We start from the raw sequence: 16,180 nt of genomic DNA on the forward strand, positions 1-16,180 counted from the left end.
CAAAGCGTTCCTTGAAAGACCCATCGAGGGCGACTGGCCATATCTGTGGATCGACGCCACCTACCTGAAGGTGCGCCGCGGCGGCTGCATCGTCTCTCGCTGTCATCATCGCCATCGGCGTCAACGCGGACGGCCGGCGCGAGGTGCTGGGCATGGAGGTCGGCACGTCTGAGGCCGAGCCGATCTGGACGGAGTTCCTGCGCAAGCTGACCCGCCGCGGCCTGCGCGGCGTCAAGCTCGTCGTCTCCGATGCCCATGAAGGCATCAAGGCGGCCGTCACGAAGGTGCTGTGCGCGACATGGCAGAGGTGCCGCGTCCACTTCATGAGGAACGTGCTGGCCCATGCCGGCAAGAGCGGGCGCCGCGTCGTTTCCGCTTTCATCGCCACCGCCTTCGCCCAGGAAACGCCCGGGGCCGCAAGCACGCAATGGCGCGCCGTCGCCGACCAGATCCGGCCGAAGGTGCCGAAGCTGGCGGCAATCATGGACGACACCGAGCCCTCCGAATTCAGCTTACCGCGGGGGCGGGCCACCTTCACCCTAAAAATACGGTCTAAACCACCTTTGCCGCCGGCGCCGGCGCCGGCTGGATAAATTTAGATCGCGCAACACTGTACCGGCCGTCGACACTGACGGGCACCTCGCCCTCGATGGTTGCGCGACGAACGACCCGGCGTTGGTCGCCGTAATCCTTGGTCGCACAATGCATCGTTGCCCGATTGTCCCAGATAGCGACATCACCCTGCTTCCACTTCCAGCGCACCGTGTTTTCCTGCGCGGTGACATGAGACTCAAATAGATCGAGTAGCCTATGGCCGTTATGTTTTGGGACGCCAACGAAACCTGCTACATACGAGCCGAGCACCAGGGTACGCTCGCCGGTCTCGGGGTGGACGCGTACGACAGGGTGCTCGGTCTCGATCCTCGGTCGGATAAGGGCTTCAGCAGAAGGCCTCTTATAGGCTCCGGGAAAGCTGTGAACAGCCCAGAGGTCGTCGGCTAGCCGTTGCAGCGGCAGAGGCAAATCGAGATATGCGGCCGCAGTGTTTGACCACACCGTGTCGCCGCCGATAGGTGGGATCAAAACGCCTCGCAGTACTGCAATCTTCGGGTACGCATCCATGCAGGACCAATCGATATGCCAAACGTCAGCCTGAATATCTCTGACTGCGGAATCCATATCGAAGATGGGCGTCGTTCCCTCGGGGTATAGCGAAAGCTTCCCGAAGCGAAGAGCAAAGCGCTCCTGCTCGGCGTCGTCGAGATGACCTTGGTCACGGAAGAAGATGACCTTATGCTCAAGTACCAGACGATTAATCGCAGCGATTGTCTGATCCGGTAGATCAGCCGACAACTTGATGTTCGCAATTTCAGCACCAATGCGCGGTGTGCATTTTGCAACATCGGTATGTGGAATGACACTGTCGTCTAAATGCATTTTACTCATCGTGATCTTCTCCATGTTACATAAAATTCTGCTTTCTTCTGTCCGCTAGTCGATATTGGTACTATGACTCCCATATGCATCTCACCTCCCATTTCTAGTAGGTTGATTGTACCCGAGTGCGATCGGAGCGACGGTCTAGCTAGAGCGCCGGACGTTCAGATTGATGTGTTTCGGCGTGCAATTTTGGGTCTGACGCACTCTCGAGGAAGTTCGGGATCATACGGCACGATTAGGCCGGCTTGTAGGAGGTCGAGCTTTCCGCGTCCATACATCTGAGGATCTGGAATGGAAACCGGCGATCAGGTTGCGTGCTTGCACCAGCAGGGGCACGCCCGCCTCGATGGCGGCGATCATGACCGTGTCGGCTTTGCTCAGATGATCACGGGCCGTCGTCATCAGCCACGCGATCGTTCTAGCTGGCGTCACCTTGTGGAGTTGCTGATCGGATGCCTGCTCGGCGCGACGCCGTCGCCTTGCCCATTCGCTGACGACGCCCAGGCGTCCCCGAAAGCCTTTTGTCTTCAGCCGCCGCCAGAGCTCGCTTGCATGTGGCAGCCCGATATCCATTGCCCATCCAGGAACGGCAACCATTGTCTTGAGCGAACTCTGCCGGACGCGGAAAAATATCGGTTCTCTGGCCACGGATCACTTGGCGTACGAGTTTGCGACTGTGACCGGTGCGGCGCACGATCTCCTTGATGGGGATGCCTTCGCCGGCAAGTTTCATGATTGCCGCGTTTGTCTCCTCACGCCGCAGATAGCCTTCGAATTGCAGCTTCTCCACGTAGATGAGCAAGTCGGGATTGATCGTCGTAGCGTCGATCGCAGTTCGGATTATCCGCATCGACTTGCGAACGGCGGCGAGGAAAGCCGCGCTCGCATTCTCCATCAGATGCCAGCGGTCGGCGACCTGAACCGCATTCGGTAATGCCTTGGCGGTGGCTTCGCCGTAACCGCTTCCGCGGTCGCGCGAGACGGTTTCATCTCAGGGTGATCGGCAAGCCAAGCCTCGACGGTGGCAACTTCACGGTCCGGCAGCAACGTCACGATCCGCCGTCGCTCCAGTATCGCAGACGCAAGGCCGCGCCAGCGTCCCTGACCGCGCGGTAATGACGATCACTCCTTCGTTCTCAGCGATGACTCGACAACCAATCCCGCCGGTATCAAGGACCACAAACGCAAATTTCTCACCATGGTGCTGATTCCCCTCAGAAAATAGCCTCACGCCGCCATGCAAAATCATCAAATGTGTGTCAGACCCAATATTTGACGCCAGATTAGAGTGCGCCCCTGAGGGTGGACAGATATCAGGCTGCTGATTTGTCAGTCTGCCGGATGTGTGATCCTCGAACTGCTGCGGGCTCAGATATCCGAGCGCCGAATGGAGCCTGCGATGGCGTTCTTCGCCGCCGGGCTCTGTTCGCGAGTGTATGCCTGCGAAAGGTACCGGATATAGTCCGGGGGATGGTAGTATGAAATGTACTGAAGGGCGTCGGCGACGCTCTTTGTAATATCCTTGCGGGCTATGGTCCGTCTTGTCTTATTCAGTAAGCGCGTAGGCATCCCCACGTAGCGTGCAGGCGGTTGATCGCTCATTTTCAGCATGAATCATGCGGAGAATCCTGTGAGCGACAGTATGAGCCATCATCGAACATTCGAGATTTTGACGGCGGAGCCTGTGCCGTCCCGACGCAAGCCGCGCCATCGGTCGGACGAAGAGAAGGCACGGCTTGTCGCCGAAGCCTTCTCGCCAGGGGGTAATGTGTCGGCAGTTGCGCGTTCCGAGGGGCTGGACCCCTCGCAGCTCTATGCATGGCGCCGCAAGGCGCTTTCGTCGGGCATGGTTGCGCCACTGACGGAGGGAGCGAGCAAGCCGGCGAAGTTCACGCGCTTTGAAGCGATGGGCAGCGACATGGTGGAAATCGTCATTGGCGATGCCGTGGTGCGCGCCGGCGGCGATGTTGATCCCGATCGCCTGGCGAGGATCATCCGCGCGGTTCGCAAGGCATGATCGCTTCCGGTGTGGTGGTTTACGTGTCGTGCCAGCCTGTCGACTTCCGCAAGGGCGCGGCATCTTTGATGGCGCTGGTCAGGGATGGCGGCCTGGACCCGTTCTCGGGGGCGCTTCACGTGTTCCGCTCGAAGCGTGCGGACCGGGTTCGCATCGTGTGGTGGGACGGCAGCGGGGTTTGTCTTTATTCGAAGACTCTGGAAGATCACAGCTTCTGCTGGTCTGCGATATCGGCCGCGCGCATGCGTCTCGACCACGCCCAGCTGATGGCGCTTCTGGCCGGGTTAGACTGGAAAAAGATCCGTCCGGCCAGGATCAGGCGGCCGTTATCGACGGGCTGAAACCGGCCTGCGGCAAGATGAATCATGCGGCTGGAACGGTTGGGAAAGCGGCTGTTTTTGTGCTCTGTTGCTTGCCATGGTTCTACCGGGTCTTGCCCTTCCCGACGACGTTGATGCGCTGAAGGCGATGATCCTTTCCATGGCTCGCGAGCAGGCTGCGAGCCAGGCCCGGATCGCAGTCGCCGAAGCTCGGATCGCAGCATCCGAGGCGGAGGTCGCCCGGCTGAAGGCCGTCGAGAGGAGCGCCAACGAGCGGATCGCCAATCTCACGTCGATCCTGAAAGTTTTACAGCGCACGCAACATGGCACGCGTTCCGAGCGGCTACGCCTGGCCATCGACGACGAGCAGGCCTCCTTTGCCTTCGAAGAGGTCGAGACCGGCCTTTCGGAAATCCGGAGCGAACTCGACCGCGCGGTCGGGAATAAGCCGAAGCGCGCGCCGCGTCCGCGCAAGGGTTTTGCTGCCCACCTCGAACGCATCGAGGAAGTTATCGAGCCGGAAATCCCTGGCGACTGCGAGGGGCTGGAAAAGGTTCTGATCGGCGAGGACCGATCCGAGCGGCTGGACGTCGTCCCGCCGAAGTTCCGGGTCATCGTCACGCGCCGTCCCAAATACGCTTTCCGGGGCCGTGACGGCGTGGTCCAGGCTCTGGCGTCGGCGCACATCGTTGAAAGCGGCCTGCCGACGGAGCGGCTGCTCGCCTACATCGCCGTGTCGAAATACGCCGACGGCCTTCCGCTTTACCGGCAGGAGACGATCTATCTGCGCGACGGTGTCGAGATCAGCCGGTCGCTGATGGCGCAGTGGATGGGGCATCTGGGCTTTGAGTTGCAGATGCTCGCCGATTACATCCTCGAGCGTGTGAAGGAGGGCGAAAGGGTCTTCGCCGACGAGACGACCTTGCCCACCCTTGCCCCCGGTTCCGGGAAAACCACGAAAGCCTGGCTATGGGCCTACGCACGGGATGATCGACCCTATGGCGGAACCAGTCCGCCAATGGTTGCCTATCGTTTTGAGGACAGCAGCGGCGCAGATTGCGTGGCGCGCCACCTCGCCGGGTTCAGCGGTATCCTGCAAGTGGATGGCTACTCGGCCTATACCAACCTGGTCAAGGCACGGGCCAAAGCCGGCAGCAATGAAACAATCCGGCTCGCCGGGTGCTGGGCTCACCTGCGGCGCAAATTCTACGACCTGCACATCAGCGGGATCTCGCAGGCCGCGACGGATTCGATCATCGCCATGACCGAATTGTGGAAGGTCGAGGACGAGGTTCGCGGCAAGGATGCCGGAAGCCGCGCCGCGCTCCGTCAGGAAAAGTCCGTGGCCATTGTCGCGAGCCTCTTCGATCTATGGGAAGCGGAACTGGGGAAGGTCTCCGGAAAATCCAAAACCGCCAAGGCGATCCGCTACGCGCTCACCCGGCGGGAGGCGCTGGAACGCTTTCTGATGGACGGTCGCATCGAAATCGGCTCCAATATCGTCGAGCGTGCAATCAGGCCCCAGACGATCACGCGAAAGAATACTCTATTCGCCGGCCGCCAGGGCGGTGGACGAACCTGGGCGACGGTAGCCACCTTACTGCAAACCTGCAAAATGAACAGCGTCGATCCGCTCGACTGGCTCTCGCAGACCTTGACCCGCATCGCTCAAGGATGGGCGGCATCCGAGATCGAAATGCTCATGCCTTGGAAATTTAGGCCTGACGTTATCGGCTGACCGCTTACCTTATTCACGAAATCTCATCCGAATGAACCGAACCCGTTGACCAGTTTCAGGCTATGGAAGCTCCGCACCCGCCTGCTCGCCTCCTTCATATCCATACCCGCTCTGTTTAACGCCTCCATACGGCGCATCTGCTGAAACCCCTTAAGATAATTCACACTAAGAGCGCCGGCCGAAAGACCGCCGATCAGCGCCTGTTTGGTATTGTCAGCAGCGGTGAAGAAGTAGGCGGCCAAGCCATAGTCAGTGGCGTTGGCTTCTTCGATCGCCTCCTCGATCGTGTCGAACGGCGCCACGGTGAGGATCGGTCCGAACGGCTCCTCATGAAGCACTCTGGCATCCTTTGGCACGCCTGTCAGGATCGTTGGCGGCCAGGTGCTCCGCTTGACTGTAGTGCGAGACCAGCCGATATCCGGACCATGGGCTCGCTTCTCTGCAGTTTCATCGCGTTGGTTACGCCCGGTCAAATATCAATATCTACAAAACCATCTCATCTCGAATACAGATGATGATACGGCTCAGGCAGGCGCGGAGGAGCGGTAGCATCTGGAGCTTGGTTTGAAGGATGTGCCTAAGCCCGGTTGGGCGTTGGCGATCGCCAAGCGCTCCACCATGCGCAAGGCGCGGATCGCGCTTGCCCGCCGCCTGGCCATCATCATGCATGCGATGCTCAGGCAGGGTACCATGTTCAAGCCCGCATAGCGGAATCGAGGACGACGAGACAGGAGGCCGAAACGAGCTCCCGAGGGAGGAAGTGGATGACGGCGCCGATTGTGTAGCATGCGGCAAACCAAGCCGCTCCATACCCAGCTTACCCCATCAAGTTCCACGTGAGCACGAAGAGAACCCAGGCACCCGAAAGCGTCGAGAACGCTCACAACCGAGCGGCCGCCCTTGACTCATTAGAGAACACTATCGTTAGGATGCGGACGTAGTCGCGTCGGGTGGGTCTTGAACGGGTATATCCATAATCTTGGCCGCAAGACAAATGTGCCGGCGCCGAAGATAGTATTTTTTTCCATCTTACCTCGGAGGCCTTGGGATTAACACTCTTCGGTGGATGGCACAACAATCAAGGCTTCAAGATCTGGCTGAGGAATAGCTTGGTCCGTTCGTGCTGAGGGTTGGTGAAGAAGTCGTGCGGGGCGCCCTCTTCGACGATCCGGCCTGCATCCATGAAGATCACTCGGTCGGCAACGGAGCGCGCGAAGCCCATCTCGTGGGTGACGCAAACCATTGTTATGCCGTCGCGCGCGAGACTGGTCATTGTCTCGAGCACTTCCGCCACCATCTCCGGATCGAGCGACGAGGTCGGCTCGTCGAACAACATCACAGCAGGCTCCATGCAGAGCGAGCGAGCAATGGCGACGCGCTGCTGCTGGCCTCCGGAGAGCTGACCCGGATACTTATTCGCCTGCTCCGGTATTCGCACGCGCTCGAGGAATTTAAGGGCGAGATTCCTGGCCGTGGCTTGGGGCACACCCTTAATCCACATTGGTCCGGCCATGCAGTTCATCAGTACCGTCATATGGGGGAAGAGGTTGAAGTGCTGGAACACCAAGCCGACGTTTTTGCGGACCTCAGTGACGTTGCGCATTTTGCTATGCAATCTGATCCCGTTGACAGTGATCTCGCCCTCCTGGTGTGCTTCAAGCCGATTGAAGCAGCGGATCAGCGTCGACTTTCCCGATCCGGAGGGACCGCAGATAACAACGCGTTCCCCCCTGCGGACAGTGAGGCTGACGTCAGTCAACGCTCTGAAAGAGCCGTACCACTTCGATACGTTCGTCGCTTCAATAACTTTATCCGCAACCATTGGCACCTGCTTGTGGGTGAAAATCTCTTGGGATGACAGTGGCTGCACGTGCAGAACATTGCCCATCGCCTGCGAAGGATTGCCTTCATCAAGGACTTTGAATCGAGTTATATTGCTGGTCATTGAAGTTTACTCCTCACGAAGTGGCGCTCAAGCCGTGACTGACCAACCTCTAGGCAGATGGACATGATCCAATAGATTATCGAGGCTGTTATCAGCATCTCCATATGATGGAAGGTCGGCTGGCCAATCGTGCGAGCAAGGAACGTCAGCTCCCACACGCCGACGACCGAGACCAGCGAACTGTCCTTCAACATTGCGATAAAAGTATTCCCCATCGGGGGAACGATGACCGGAAGCGCCTGCGGCAGGATGATCCTGCGAATGGTGAGACCGAAGCCGAAACCCATGGAACGGGACGCTTCCCATTGACCGCGGTCGATGCTCTGAATACCCGCGCGGAAGATTTCCGTCATGTAGGCGCCGACGCAAAGCGACAGCGCCAATATGCCGGATGGAACGGCATCGAGCACGATACCCAGTTGCGGAAGCCCGAGATAAATCAGGTAAATCTGCATGAGAAGCGGCAGACCTCGGAAAAACGACGTGTAAAAGCTGGCGATGGCGTAGGCAAAGCCATTGCTCGAAAGCTTTGCAATCGCTGCAACAATCGCGATAAGGGAGGCAAAGATAAGCGAAACAGCCGAAACATAGATTGTGGTCGCCACGCCCTGGGTGATCAGGAATGGCAAATTCCCCCAGATAAATGGCATGCTCAGTTTAAATGACTGGAAGAAGGCAAGAAACAGAAACAGCAGTTCGAGCCATACGATGCCGATTTGCACCTTTAACGAAGCAAAACCGATCAACACGATGTTGAGGCAAAACATGATCGCAATCACGAAGGCGATCGCGAAACGTCCATAGACCCCGCTTTGCAGCGGGTCGCCAATGACCGGCCGCATTAGCTCGCCAAGGCTGGTGCCCGCAAGGTTAAACATGAGCAAGGCCGCCAGCACGACAGCGAAGATCGAGGCGACAAACCAAGGCCTGTGGACGAGCACCTCGGATTCGACTGTATCCTGATAAAGCATGAGCTACCTTTCAAAAACGAGAGCGGCCCGGGGTCACCCGGGCCGCTTCAGATTCGTAACCTTACTTTTCGACGGAGCGATCCACCCCATACCACTTGATCATTATCTTGGCGAGCGTGCCATCGTCTTTCATGACCTTGATGGCTGCCGCGATCTTTTCACTAAACTCCTTGTCACCACGCAGAATTGCAACAGCGCCCGGCGTAGTTAATACGACGCCAATCTCCCTCAACGGATATCCGGCCTTGATCGCGTCCCGAGTTACTGTTTCATCACCGAGAACCGCATCAAGACGAACGCCATCGCCCAGTCGAAGGTCATCCAACGCAACATTGTGGGTTGCATAGGCCTTCACTTCGCCCGGCTTGAATTGAAAATCTATTGGCTTGGCGCCTACTATCCAGTCCGGTGCTAGGATGTGATTGGCATAAGACTCCGACACTGTGCTTGCTGTGACCCCGACTACTTTGCCGTCGAGATCGGAAAGCTTATTCGCCTTGCTATCTTTGTGTACGACGGCGCTCACCCGCCCATAGACGTACACGGCAGGGAAGTCGAGTTTTTCCGAGCGGGCTTTGAGTGGGGCCATCTCGCCCATGGCCATGTCCCAACGCCCTTCCCACTTGCCTGCGGTCATAATGTCCCAGCCTGGCGTGACGAACTCGACTTTAACGCCAAGATAGTCCGCAATGGCCTTGGCGATGTCGATATCAGAACCGTCGAGCTCATGCTTGTCGTTCATATGCGACATCGGCCCCCAGTCCGCCCCGGCCGCCACTTTTAGTGTCTTTGTCGCAAGTACGTTGTCGAGTACGGCGCCAGCGTAGGCCGTAGCCGACGAAGCCACAGACGCAACCGCGACTGAGGCTGCAGCTGCTAAGGTTGTCATAAGCTTGTTCATTGATGTTACCCCTGTTTATGGTTGATGATCGTCACCTGAGTTGCAAAATTTCGCGCCATTTTGTACCAGTAGCGGCGCTCGCTCTCCAGCCCGTTGGCTATGTTCAGCCTCCTCCATCGGCCCAAGTGCTGGCAAGAATATAGTCAATATGAGAGCCATCTAGAACTTAGATGGGTGGAACCCGCAAGCCGGCCTCGGACACGGAATTTCATCCAAGGCAATCTGTTCGACAATTCCTCGGCAGAGGCCGAACTAAACGGAAGTATTGCCCGGAAGGGAAGCCTCGATGGATCATGTGGAAAGGCTCACCCTTGGGATCTGCCCTCCGGGGTTGGCAACTGCATTCTAGCCATCGTCAGTATCGTCGTTGGACGAAGCATCCGGATGTGATAATTGGCAGCAGCTGACGCACGCAGCCAATACACGGTTGTCGGATTGGCCGCACAAGCCTTCCGTCGATAAGACGACGGGAGAATCCGGTCCGATGCCTTCATCTCATTGATGAGCAGTTGGAAGATGGTCGAGCTAGTCGACCGTGAACAATCCGAGCTCTAGGCGGCGACCGGCTTGGGCCGGAGTTGAAGCAGAGCGATCAAGAGCGACAAAAAACCCTTCAGCCACCTGAGCAGGAGGGAGAAGTTGTAGCCGGCGGCGGCCAGGATGGCGTTGACGGCGTCGCCGTGCTGGCCGGCGAGGTAGTTACGGCCCATGCGATGCTCGGCCTTGATGTGGCCGATGACGGGTTCGATCGCCGACCGCCGCCGCATCTGGCGTTTGATGGCCGGAGTGACGCGGCGTTTCTGGCCGCTGGTGAAGACCCTGAACCTGTGGCTTTGCGGTGCGTTGTGGCCGCGATAGCCGGCGTCGGCGAGGATGCGGCCGATCTGGTTGCCGATGGTCTCTTCCATGTCGGGGATGACGCTTGCCAGCGTGTGGCCGTCGTAGGGATTGCCGGGCAGTGCTTTTGCATGCAGGGCGAATTGGCCGCCCTTGGAGCGCTCAGCGTGGTGGCCACCGATACCTTCACCCCGAACTCGTAGGGCATGTGCGCCTTGCCCTTGCCGATGCATTCCACCTCGTGCGCGTGCAGGCTGTAGATCTTGCGGCCGCGCTGACGCTGACGCTGCTCGAGAACGGTGGCGGCCTGGTAGAGCGGCCATTTGAAGAGCGCGTCCAGCCCCGCATCGCCGGCGACCTGGCGGGCGATGTCGCGAATGGTCCGGCCGAGGTAGGTCTTAAGCCTGCGCAGCGTCTTGTTGGCCCGCCTTGAACTGCTTGGCGTGGGCATAGCGCTGGTGCTTGATCAGCGCCAGCTTGCCCACCCCACATAGCTCTGGCGCAAATTGAGCCCCGTCTTCCTGGCCAGCCGCACCAGCCGTTCGCGCGCCCGGTGGATGAGCTTGGCGTCGGTCGGGAACATGACGTTCTTCGGCTGCACGGTGGTGTCGACGATCACCTGGCGCGTGTCGGACGGCTTCATCGCCCCGGTCTTGACCGCGAGGCTGAGGCTTTCCTGCACAGCGCCACGATCCGCTCCTCGCCCATGCGGCCGCGCCAGCGCGTCATCGACGAGCGATCGAACGGCAGCACGTGGCAGAAGAATTCCTCGCCGCAAAGATACTGCAAGTAGGGGTTCTCCACCCAGCGCTCGCACAGCACCTCATCCGACAGGTTGAAGGTATGCTTGAGAATGGCCAGCCCCGCCATCAGCCGGGTCGGCAGTGGCGGCATGCCAGGGCCGTCCGAATAGACGGCGCCGAAACGCTCCTCCAGCACCGGCCAGTCAATCGCCTGCGCCAGCCGCACCAGCTCGTGCTTCATATTGATGATCTGATCGAGCCTGGAGCGGAACAGATCCTGCTTTCCCGTCTCGCGTTGGTAGCAGGCGCAATAGCCCTTCTGTAACGGGCATCGATAGGTCAATCCCTTTTTGCGTCGTCCAGTTGCCGGGGTCTTGCTTCTGTACGGGGTCGGTGCGCGACCGCCAACTGATGGAGTTTGAAGAGGATAAGGCCGACCAATCTAGTGACGCGTGATCGCGATGCCACGCAGGCTGTTGCGGTTTGACCTGATCCATCGTCCCGGCAACGGGACCTCGCTTCGGGAGGGCCTGGTGTCGTGACCCACCCGAATACGGTTGTTCTCCCCTTTCTCAGGCGGCTGCCGTCATTGTCCTGGCCGCCGCGTGGAAGACAGTTCCAGCGGCAAGCATGCGGTGCAGGATCACCGCAAGCTTGCGCGCCAGCGCCACCTTGGCCTTCTTCATCCCGGCCCGCCGGGCGATCCGCATCGCCCAGCTTTTCATCTCCGTGCAGCCCTTGAGCGGCTTCACCAGCATGATGTGGGCGGCCTAATAGAGCGCCGTGCGCACTGCGGCATCCCCGATCTTGCTGATGCGGCCGCTATAGTCGGTCTCGCCGGATTGATACCTCTTCGGCGTCAGGCCGAAATGCGCGCCCGCCCGCTTCGACGAGCGAAAGCGCCCGGGGTCGTCGATCGCAGCGGCATAAGTGAGCGCCACGATCGGACCGACTCCCGGCGTCGACATCAACCGCCTGGCCCTGGCATCAAGGCGCACCAGCGCGCGAACCTTTTTCTCGAGAGCCTGGAACTCGCGCAGTAGCAAGGCGTGCACAGAAAGCAGCACCGTGGCCACCGTCTTCAGGTTCGGATGGCTAGCCACCAGGTCACGGATGCGGCAAGCAAAGTCGCGCGGTGTTGTCTTGCCAACCTTGAGCCCGAAGCCGCGCAAAATGCCACGCACGCTGTTCTCTACATCCCTCAGCTTCGATTGAATGAGCTTGCGCGCCGTCAGGACCGCCCGCACCTCTTGCGCGGCCAGCGACTTGCAATGCACCGGCCGGAACCAGCCAAGCCGCATCAGCTGCGCGATCCCGCGAGCGTCATTGCGGTCCGACTTCACCGGCATGGCCTTGAAGGCGTCGCGCACATGTCGCGTCTCCAGCAGCTCGACCGCCAGTCCCGCCTGCCGCATCGCCGCAAAGAGCCATTGCGACAGCGGCCCGGCTTCCAGCCCGATCCGCGCCACAGGAAGGCCGAGCGAGGCAAACCAGGCAATCAATGCCTCCGGCTCGCTCGCCACCCTGGTTTCGCGAACGATCTTGCCGCTCGCATCGACAACGCACACGCTCGAGTATTCCAATGACACGTCGATCCCTGCATAATGCTCCATGGTTGTCTCTCCTTGATGCTTGGAGCGGGCCTGTCCCGACTCCGTTAACACCATCAGTGTGGGGGACGACCACCTCATCGCCAAGCAAGCCGCGAGCGGAGCGCGCCACTCAAGCGCCGTAGCGAAGTGAGCGGCCCGCTTGGCGGCCCGTTACCCCATCTAGTCTGGCGCGCTCTGGCGTCGCGGCGGGAACGCTTTTGCTCAATTGCGCCGACCACAGCCTTTCGGCAGCGTGCTGGGGAGAAGCCGACCAGTCACCACATATCATATCAAGCGCGATGGCCCTGAGATCCTCGGTGGCAAGCTTGAGGTTGGGACCGTGACGACGGCTCAGCTATGCCGGCATCACGCCGCCAGCAAATGTGGACCATACATCTTCGGTCATGCGCGTCGGTCCAGATGCTGCGCGCGTCAGTTCCGCAAAAGGTCATCGCAGCGAATACGAGACCTGGCTTGACAAGGAATGTAGCTTTGCCCGGCCTAGACTCTGAAAGCAGGAGCCATCCTTATCATCAATCGAGATAGCATTCGGCAAACGAGCCGCCGCAGCCAGAACATTCGACGCACTCTAGAGGCAATCGGCAATGTCTGCGGTCTCTTCAGCAGAACCGAATGCCGGGACTATCTCAAGAAAGCCGGATTGCGTCCGCGTCCTCGTCCGACCTCTAAGCTGCGGCGTGAGTGGAACGCGTGCCCACGTCCGGCCGCCCCGATCTATCAAGTCGCCTCAGTGGATGCGCGCCGAGACGTGAGGGCAGTCGCCGACCGCGTACCATTCGGTCATCAAAAGCGTTTCTTGAGGAAATAGCGCGGGATAGCGCCCGGCCCGCCTTCCAGTTCGCCGAAAAGTTCGAAGCCGAGCCTCTCGTAGAAGGGGCGAGCCTGGAATTCCAAGGTGTCGAGCCATATGCCGATATAGCCGCGCGCCTTGGCGATCTTCTCCGCCTCTTCCATAAGTCGCCGGCCGAGGCCGAGGCCGCGATACTCTTCCGGGATGGCGAGAGATCGAACGAAGGCCCAGCCGTAGCCGTCAACCGCGTAGAGGCCGCCGACGGCAGCTCGCGTTTCAGGATCGCGAATGATGATGGCGAAGCCAGGCTGGTCGGCCATGCCGCTGTAGGTATTGTTGTAGACGCTCAGGACCGCGACGATGGCGCGGAGGTCGTCGGGATTGGGGTCGCCCGGGATGAAGTCGAGGAGAGGGGTGGACATATTATTTGGCTCTTTAGACAATGAAAGCCCAAGGTGGTGACCTTAGACCACAACTCGCGAGCAGGTTGTGACTAGAAGAACTCCGCTTCTTGAAAGATCGTTCGCAAGTCGTTTGATCTTCGCGGAATGCTGCGCCATTGCGAATAGCGAGGTCATCTGGTGATCAACATAGAGGCCAAGGAGCTCACTGATCGTTTCCTCCTGATCTTGATTGAAGCTCAAACTGCCTTTTACGGCGGCACGTTCTCGAGTTTGAGGTCTTCCACCGAACCTTCCGCCGCCGCGAGATGCAGAACCGCATTTGTGCCGTCCTTCATTCCATCGATCGCGCAGTTACCGAACTATGACGATCCGGTCGGCAGCTGCTCCTTCGCACCGAAGGAGGCAAGCCTCGTGCCAATTTGGTGGACAAGAAATGTCTGGCTAATATTGAAGGGCTTCCATGAAAAGTGCGGCAGGACGCCAGCATGCACGCGCGGGGTCGCGGACTGGACAAACCCGACAGGTAGTGTCGGGGGCCCGACGTTTTAGGGAGCAAAAGAGTTCGTGGAGCAGTCAATCGGCGGTGAGCTGTGTTAAGGGGACTGACGGCACCGTTCAACTATTTTCCGCGAGCTCAAGCGCAACGCCTTTGAGGGTCCCCAAATCCCGGTTCTTAGTGACTACTATGGGCGCCGCTAATGAGATGGCACGTGAGTGCATGGCCACAACGCAAAACCACCCAGAGCAACTCCCCCCGCTAACAATGCCGCGCGGCATCAGGCTCTTGCTTGCGGAATTGTCCTCGATTAGGCGCTGATTGCCCTCAGGGGGCCAAGACCAAGATTCACATCGTATTCTGACGCATTACCTGCCGCTGTATTTTCCCGACCTCGATCGCTTCCGGGGAAACAGCCGCAGCGATTGGTTCTTCGCATTCTCGATGCCTTTCCCACGCCGGCAGCCATCACTGCTCTGACGAAGGAGCAGTTTGTGACAACACCCTGGGATCTCATCGGCCGCAAGGTCAACAAGAGACAGATTCTAATGGATATTTACGAGACGGCACGCACATCGATCGGACTACCGTTGCCGCTTGGTGTCCCTGCTATTCGGTCGTCCCCGAGGCGCGAGGCTGATCCGTCAAAGCAACGATATCGAAGCGCCGATGAACTGCTGCAGCACAGTCAGGATTACCAGCTGCTGCGATAGATCCCCGGCATTGGGCCGATCAATGCACTTACGATCATCGCGGAAGGCCACGACCATCGCCTCTTCGCCGGCCGTCAGAACGGTGGAGCGTACAGTCTTCGGACCAATCGGCGGATCATGGACGAAGGCCCGCTTGCGCTACTTGGCGCCGGCCAGTTCTACAAGCGTAGCGTCCGCGGGCGCGAACACCAGATAAAAGCTAAGCGCATGCGGATCGGAGCGGCTCCTGCGGATGAGGACGTAGCGGGCAAAGCCTTCGTCCACGACATAGGGCAGAGCAATGCGTGCCCAAGTCGTAGAGCCTGAGGCCCTTGGCGCCTTCACCCGCCGGAAGCGCCTGCCAGGCCTCGGCGGCGAGTTCCTCGCCATCTCTTTCGGATCCGTCTGCAGCAGCCCCTGATCGGTCAGCATGCGCAAGATATGATTGGACCGTATCGCAAGAACATAAGGTTGTCGGCGCTCCTCGAGCATGCGCCGGGTCTGATAATCCCCGCCATAGGCTGCGTCGGCCAGAACCCACGCGCACGGCACACCCCTGTCGAGCGCATCGGCCAACATGGCGCGCGCGATCGCCGGCTTGGTCGCGAATGCCACGTCTTCGGGAATATGCGCAGCCCTGCGGCGCGCCTCCTCCTTGGCCCACGCTTCCGGCAAGTAAAGCCGCCGATCGATGAGTGCCTGGCCGAAACGGCTGGCATAGGCGGCAAACACGCCAACCTGACAGTTTTCGATCCGGTCGGCGGTTCCCGAATATTGCCGCGCGACTCCAACCGAATGCTGGCCTTTCTTCAGGAAACCGGTGTCATCGACAACCAGCACACCCGATCGGTCGCCAAGCGCCTCAATGACATAGTCAAAAGCAACAGCGCGCATCATCTCGCAATCCCAATGCGAGCGGCCAAGCAGCGCCTGCATCCGCCACGGCCTCTCTAGGCCCGCCTGTTCGGCCAGCAGCCAGCCGGTCTCGCGCTCAATCCCCGACAAAAGACCGTCGATGAACGCACCCCAGCTCGCGCGCGCCTCCGAGCGACGGAATACCGAACAAAGCCGGCCTTTCAATGCCGTCAGTTCCCGCTCCCAACCAATCCCGGATCCAGCCCAGTCCGAAACAGACATTCCAGATTCTCCTCAAGCTAAACGCCTGAGATGAATCATGATCTGACATCACGTGAACCCATAAAGGGTTGCGGAGTGAGCGGGCTCATGCTCTGACGGTGCAGCAAGCCGATCCGCGAGACACTGATGCGTAGCG

At 59.5% G+C, this 16,180-nt stretch carries 9 protein-coding genes and 9 pseudogenes; 7 read left to right on the forward strand and 11 right to left on the reverse strand.

Annotated elements, in window-relative coordinates; all coding sequences use genetic code 11:
* Positions 1–498 (forward strand): annotated as a pseudogene (locus tag NKJ20_RS32810) (IS256 family transposase); the annotation flags it as partial.
* Between the two features lie 54 nt (positions 499–552).
* On the opposite strand, the gene NKJ20_RS32815 reads toward NKJ20_RS32810, so the two are convergent.
* From NKJ20_RS32815 to NKJ20_RS32825, 3 genes and pseudogenes are all read right to left on the reverse strand, one after another.
* Positions 553–1,446 (reverse strand): TauD/TfdA dioxygenase family protein, encoded by an 894-nt coding sequence (locus tag NKJ20_RS32815; protein WP_352749748.1) that lies wholly within the window; start codon positions 1,444–1,446, stop codon positions 553–555.
* Between the two features lie 282 nt (positions 1,447–1,728).
* Positions 1,729–2,511, reverse strand: a pseudogene (locus NKJ20_RS32820) (transposase); the annotation flags it as partial.
* Between the two features lie 327 nt (positions 2,512–2,838).
* Positions 2,839–3,009, reverse strand: a pseudogene (locus tag NKJ20_RS32825) (fumarate hydratase); the annotation flags it as partial.
* A gap of 61 nt (positions 3,010–3,070) precedes the next feature.
* Between NKJ20_RS32825 and NKJ20_RS32830 the strand changes: the two are divergent.
* The 3 genes from NKJ20_RS32830 to tnpC all read left to right on the forward strand — a co-directional run bounded on the left by NKJ20_RS32830 (position 3,071) and on the right by tnpC (position 5,515).
* Complete coding sequence (locus NKJ20_RS32830) at positions 3,071–3,457, forward strand: transposase (protein WP_352611277.1); 387 nt, start codon at positions 3,071–3,073, stop codon at positions 3,455–3,457.
* On the forward strand, positions 3,454–3,798 hold the full coding sequence (gene tnpB / locus NKJ20_RS32835) for an IS66 family insertion sequence element accessory protein TnpB (RefSeq protein ID WP_258597190.1): 345 nt from the start codon (positions 3,454–3,456) through the stop codon (positions 3,796–3,798). Before NKJ20_RS32830 ends, tnpB begins: the two co-directional genes overlap by 4 nt.
* Positions 3,799–3,874: 76 nt before the next feature.
* Entirely contained in the window at positions 3,875–5,515 is a 1,641-nt protein-coding gene (gene tnpC / locus NKJ20_RS32840) for an IS66 family transposase (RefSeq protein ID WP_352749741.1), read from the forward strand.
* 23 nt (positions 5,516–5,538) lie between these two features.
* On the opposite strand, the pseudogene NKJ20_RS32845 reads toward tnpC, so the two are convergent.
* Positions 5,539–5,898 (reverse strand): annotated as a pseudogene (locus tag NKJ20_RS32845) (aldehyde dehydrogenase family protein); the annotation flags it as partial.
* A 205-nt stretch (positions 5,899–6,103) separates the two neighbouring features.
* Between NKJ20_RS32845 and NKJ20_RS32850 the strand changes: the two are divergent.
* Positions 6,104–6,223 (forward strand): annotated as a pseudogene (locus NKJ20_RS32850) (IS110 family transposase); the annotation flags it as partial.
* A 370-nt stretch (positions 6,224–6,593) separates the two neighbouring features.
* On the opposite strand, the gene NKJ20_RS32855 reads toward NKJ20_RS32850, so the two are convergent.
* The 6 genes and pseudogenes from NKJ20_RS32855 to NKJ20_RS32880 all read right to left on the reverse strand — a co-directional run bounded on the left by NKJ20_RS32855 (position 6,594) and on the right by NKJ20_RS32880 (position 13,737).
* Complete coding sequence (locus tag NKJ20_RS32855; RefSeq protein WP_352749750.1) at positions 6,594–7,337, reverse strand: amino acid ABC transporter ATP-binding protein; 744 nt, start codon at positions 7,335–7,337, stop codon at positions 6,594–6,596.
* Positions 7,338–7,456: 119 nt separating this feature from the next.
* Positions 7,457–8,431, reverse strand: coding sequence for an amino acid ABC transporter permease (locus tag NKJ20_RS32860; RefSeq protein WP_352749743.1), 975 nt, complete (start codon positions 8,429–8,431; stop codon positions 7,457–7,459).
* A gap of 61 nt (positions 8,432–8,492) precedes the next feature.
* Positions 8,493–9,332: a transporter substrate-binding domain-containing protein gene (locus NKJ20_RS32865; protein ID WP_352749745.1), complete on the reverse strand. Its 840-nt coding sequence runs from the start codon at positions 9,330–9,332 to the stop codon at positions 8,493–8,495.
* 551 nt (positions 9,333–9,883) lie between these two features.
* Positions 9,884–11,255: pseudogene (locus NKJ20_RS32870) on the reverse strand (IS5 family transposase).
* Between the two features lie 229 nt (positions 11,256–11,484).
* Positions 11,485–12,525, reverse strand: a pseudogene (locus tag NKJ20_RS32875) (IS110 family RNA-guided transposase).
* A gap of 783 nt (positions 12,526–13,308) precedes the next feature.
* Entirely contained in the window at positions 13,309–13,737 is a 429-nt protein-coding gene (locus NKJ20_RS32880; RefSeq protein ID WP_352749746.1) for a GNAT family N-acetyltransferase, read from the reverse strand.
* 588 nt (positions 13,738–14,325) lie between these two features.
* On the opposite strand from NKJ20_RS32880, the pseudogene NKJ20_RS34280 reads away from it, so the two are divergent.
* Together NKJ20_RS34280 and NKJ20_RS32885 are read left to right on the forward strand one after the other, a co-directional pair.
* Positions 14,326–14,434, forward strand: a pseudogene (locus tag NKJ20_RS34280) (IS30 family transposase); the annotation flags it as partial.
* Positions 14,435–14,566: 132 nt separating this feature from the next.
* Positions 14,567–14,994, forward strand: a pseudogene (locus NKJ20_RS32885) (IS110 family transposase); the annotation flags it as partial.
* A gap of 72 nt (positions 14,995–15,066) precedes the next feature.
* Here NKJ20_RS32885 and NKJ20_RS32895 read toward each other — a convergent pair.
* The gene (locus NKJ20_RS32895) at positions 15,067–16,044 is read right to left on the reverse strand and encodes an IS701 family transposase (RefSeq protein WP_502902846.1); all 978 of its coding nucleotides are present in this window, start codon (positions 16,042–16,044) and stop codon (positions 15,067–15,069) included.
* Positions 16,045–16,180 lie beyond the last annotated feature (136 nt).

It is taken from the genome of Mesorhizobium sp. M0185, from assembly GCF_040322175.1.
In the GTDB taxonomy this organism is placed as follows: Bacteria; Pseudomonadota; Alphaproteobacteria; order Rhizobiales; family Rhizobiaceae; genus Mesorhizobium.

Bases quoted from the DNA above. Each gene is read 5' to 3' on its own strand.
- NKJ20_RS32815 (WP_352749748.1), bottom strand. From the start codon at position 1,446: ATGAGTAAAATGCATTTAGACGACAGTGTCATTCCACATACCGATGTT.
- tnpB (WP_258597190.1), top strand. From the start codon at position 3,454: ATGATCGCTTCCGGTGTGGTGGTTTACGTGTCGTGCCAGCCTGTCGAC.
- NKJ20_RS32895 (WP_502902846.1), bottom strand. From the start codon at position 16,044: ATGTCTGTTTCGGACTGGGCTGGATCCGGGATTGGTTGGGAGCGGGAA.
- NKJ20_RS32855 (WP_352749750.1), bottom strand. From the start codon at position 7,337: ATGGTTGCGGATAAAGTTATTGAAGCGACGAACGTATCGAAGTGGTAC.
- NKJ20_RS32880 (WP_352749746.1), bottom strand. From the start codon at position 13,737: ATGTCCACCCCTCTCCTCGACTTCATCCCGGGCGACCCCAATCCCGAC.
- NKJ20_RS32860 (WP_352749743.1), bottom strand. From the start codon at position 8,431: ATGCTTTATCAGGATACAGTCGAATCCGAGGTGCTCGTCCACAGGCCT.
- NKJ20_RS32865 (WP_352749745.1), bottom strand. From the start codon at position 9,332: ATGAACAAGCTTATGACAACCTTAGCAGCTGCAGCCTCAGTCGCGGTT.
- tnpC (WP_352749741.1), top strand. From the start codon at position 3,875: ATGGTTCTACCGGGTCTTGCCCTTCCCGACGACGTTGATGCGCTGAAG.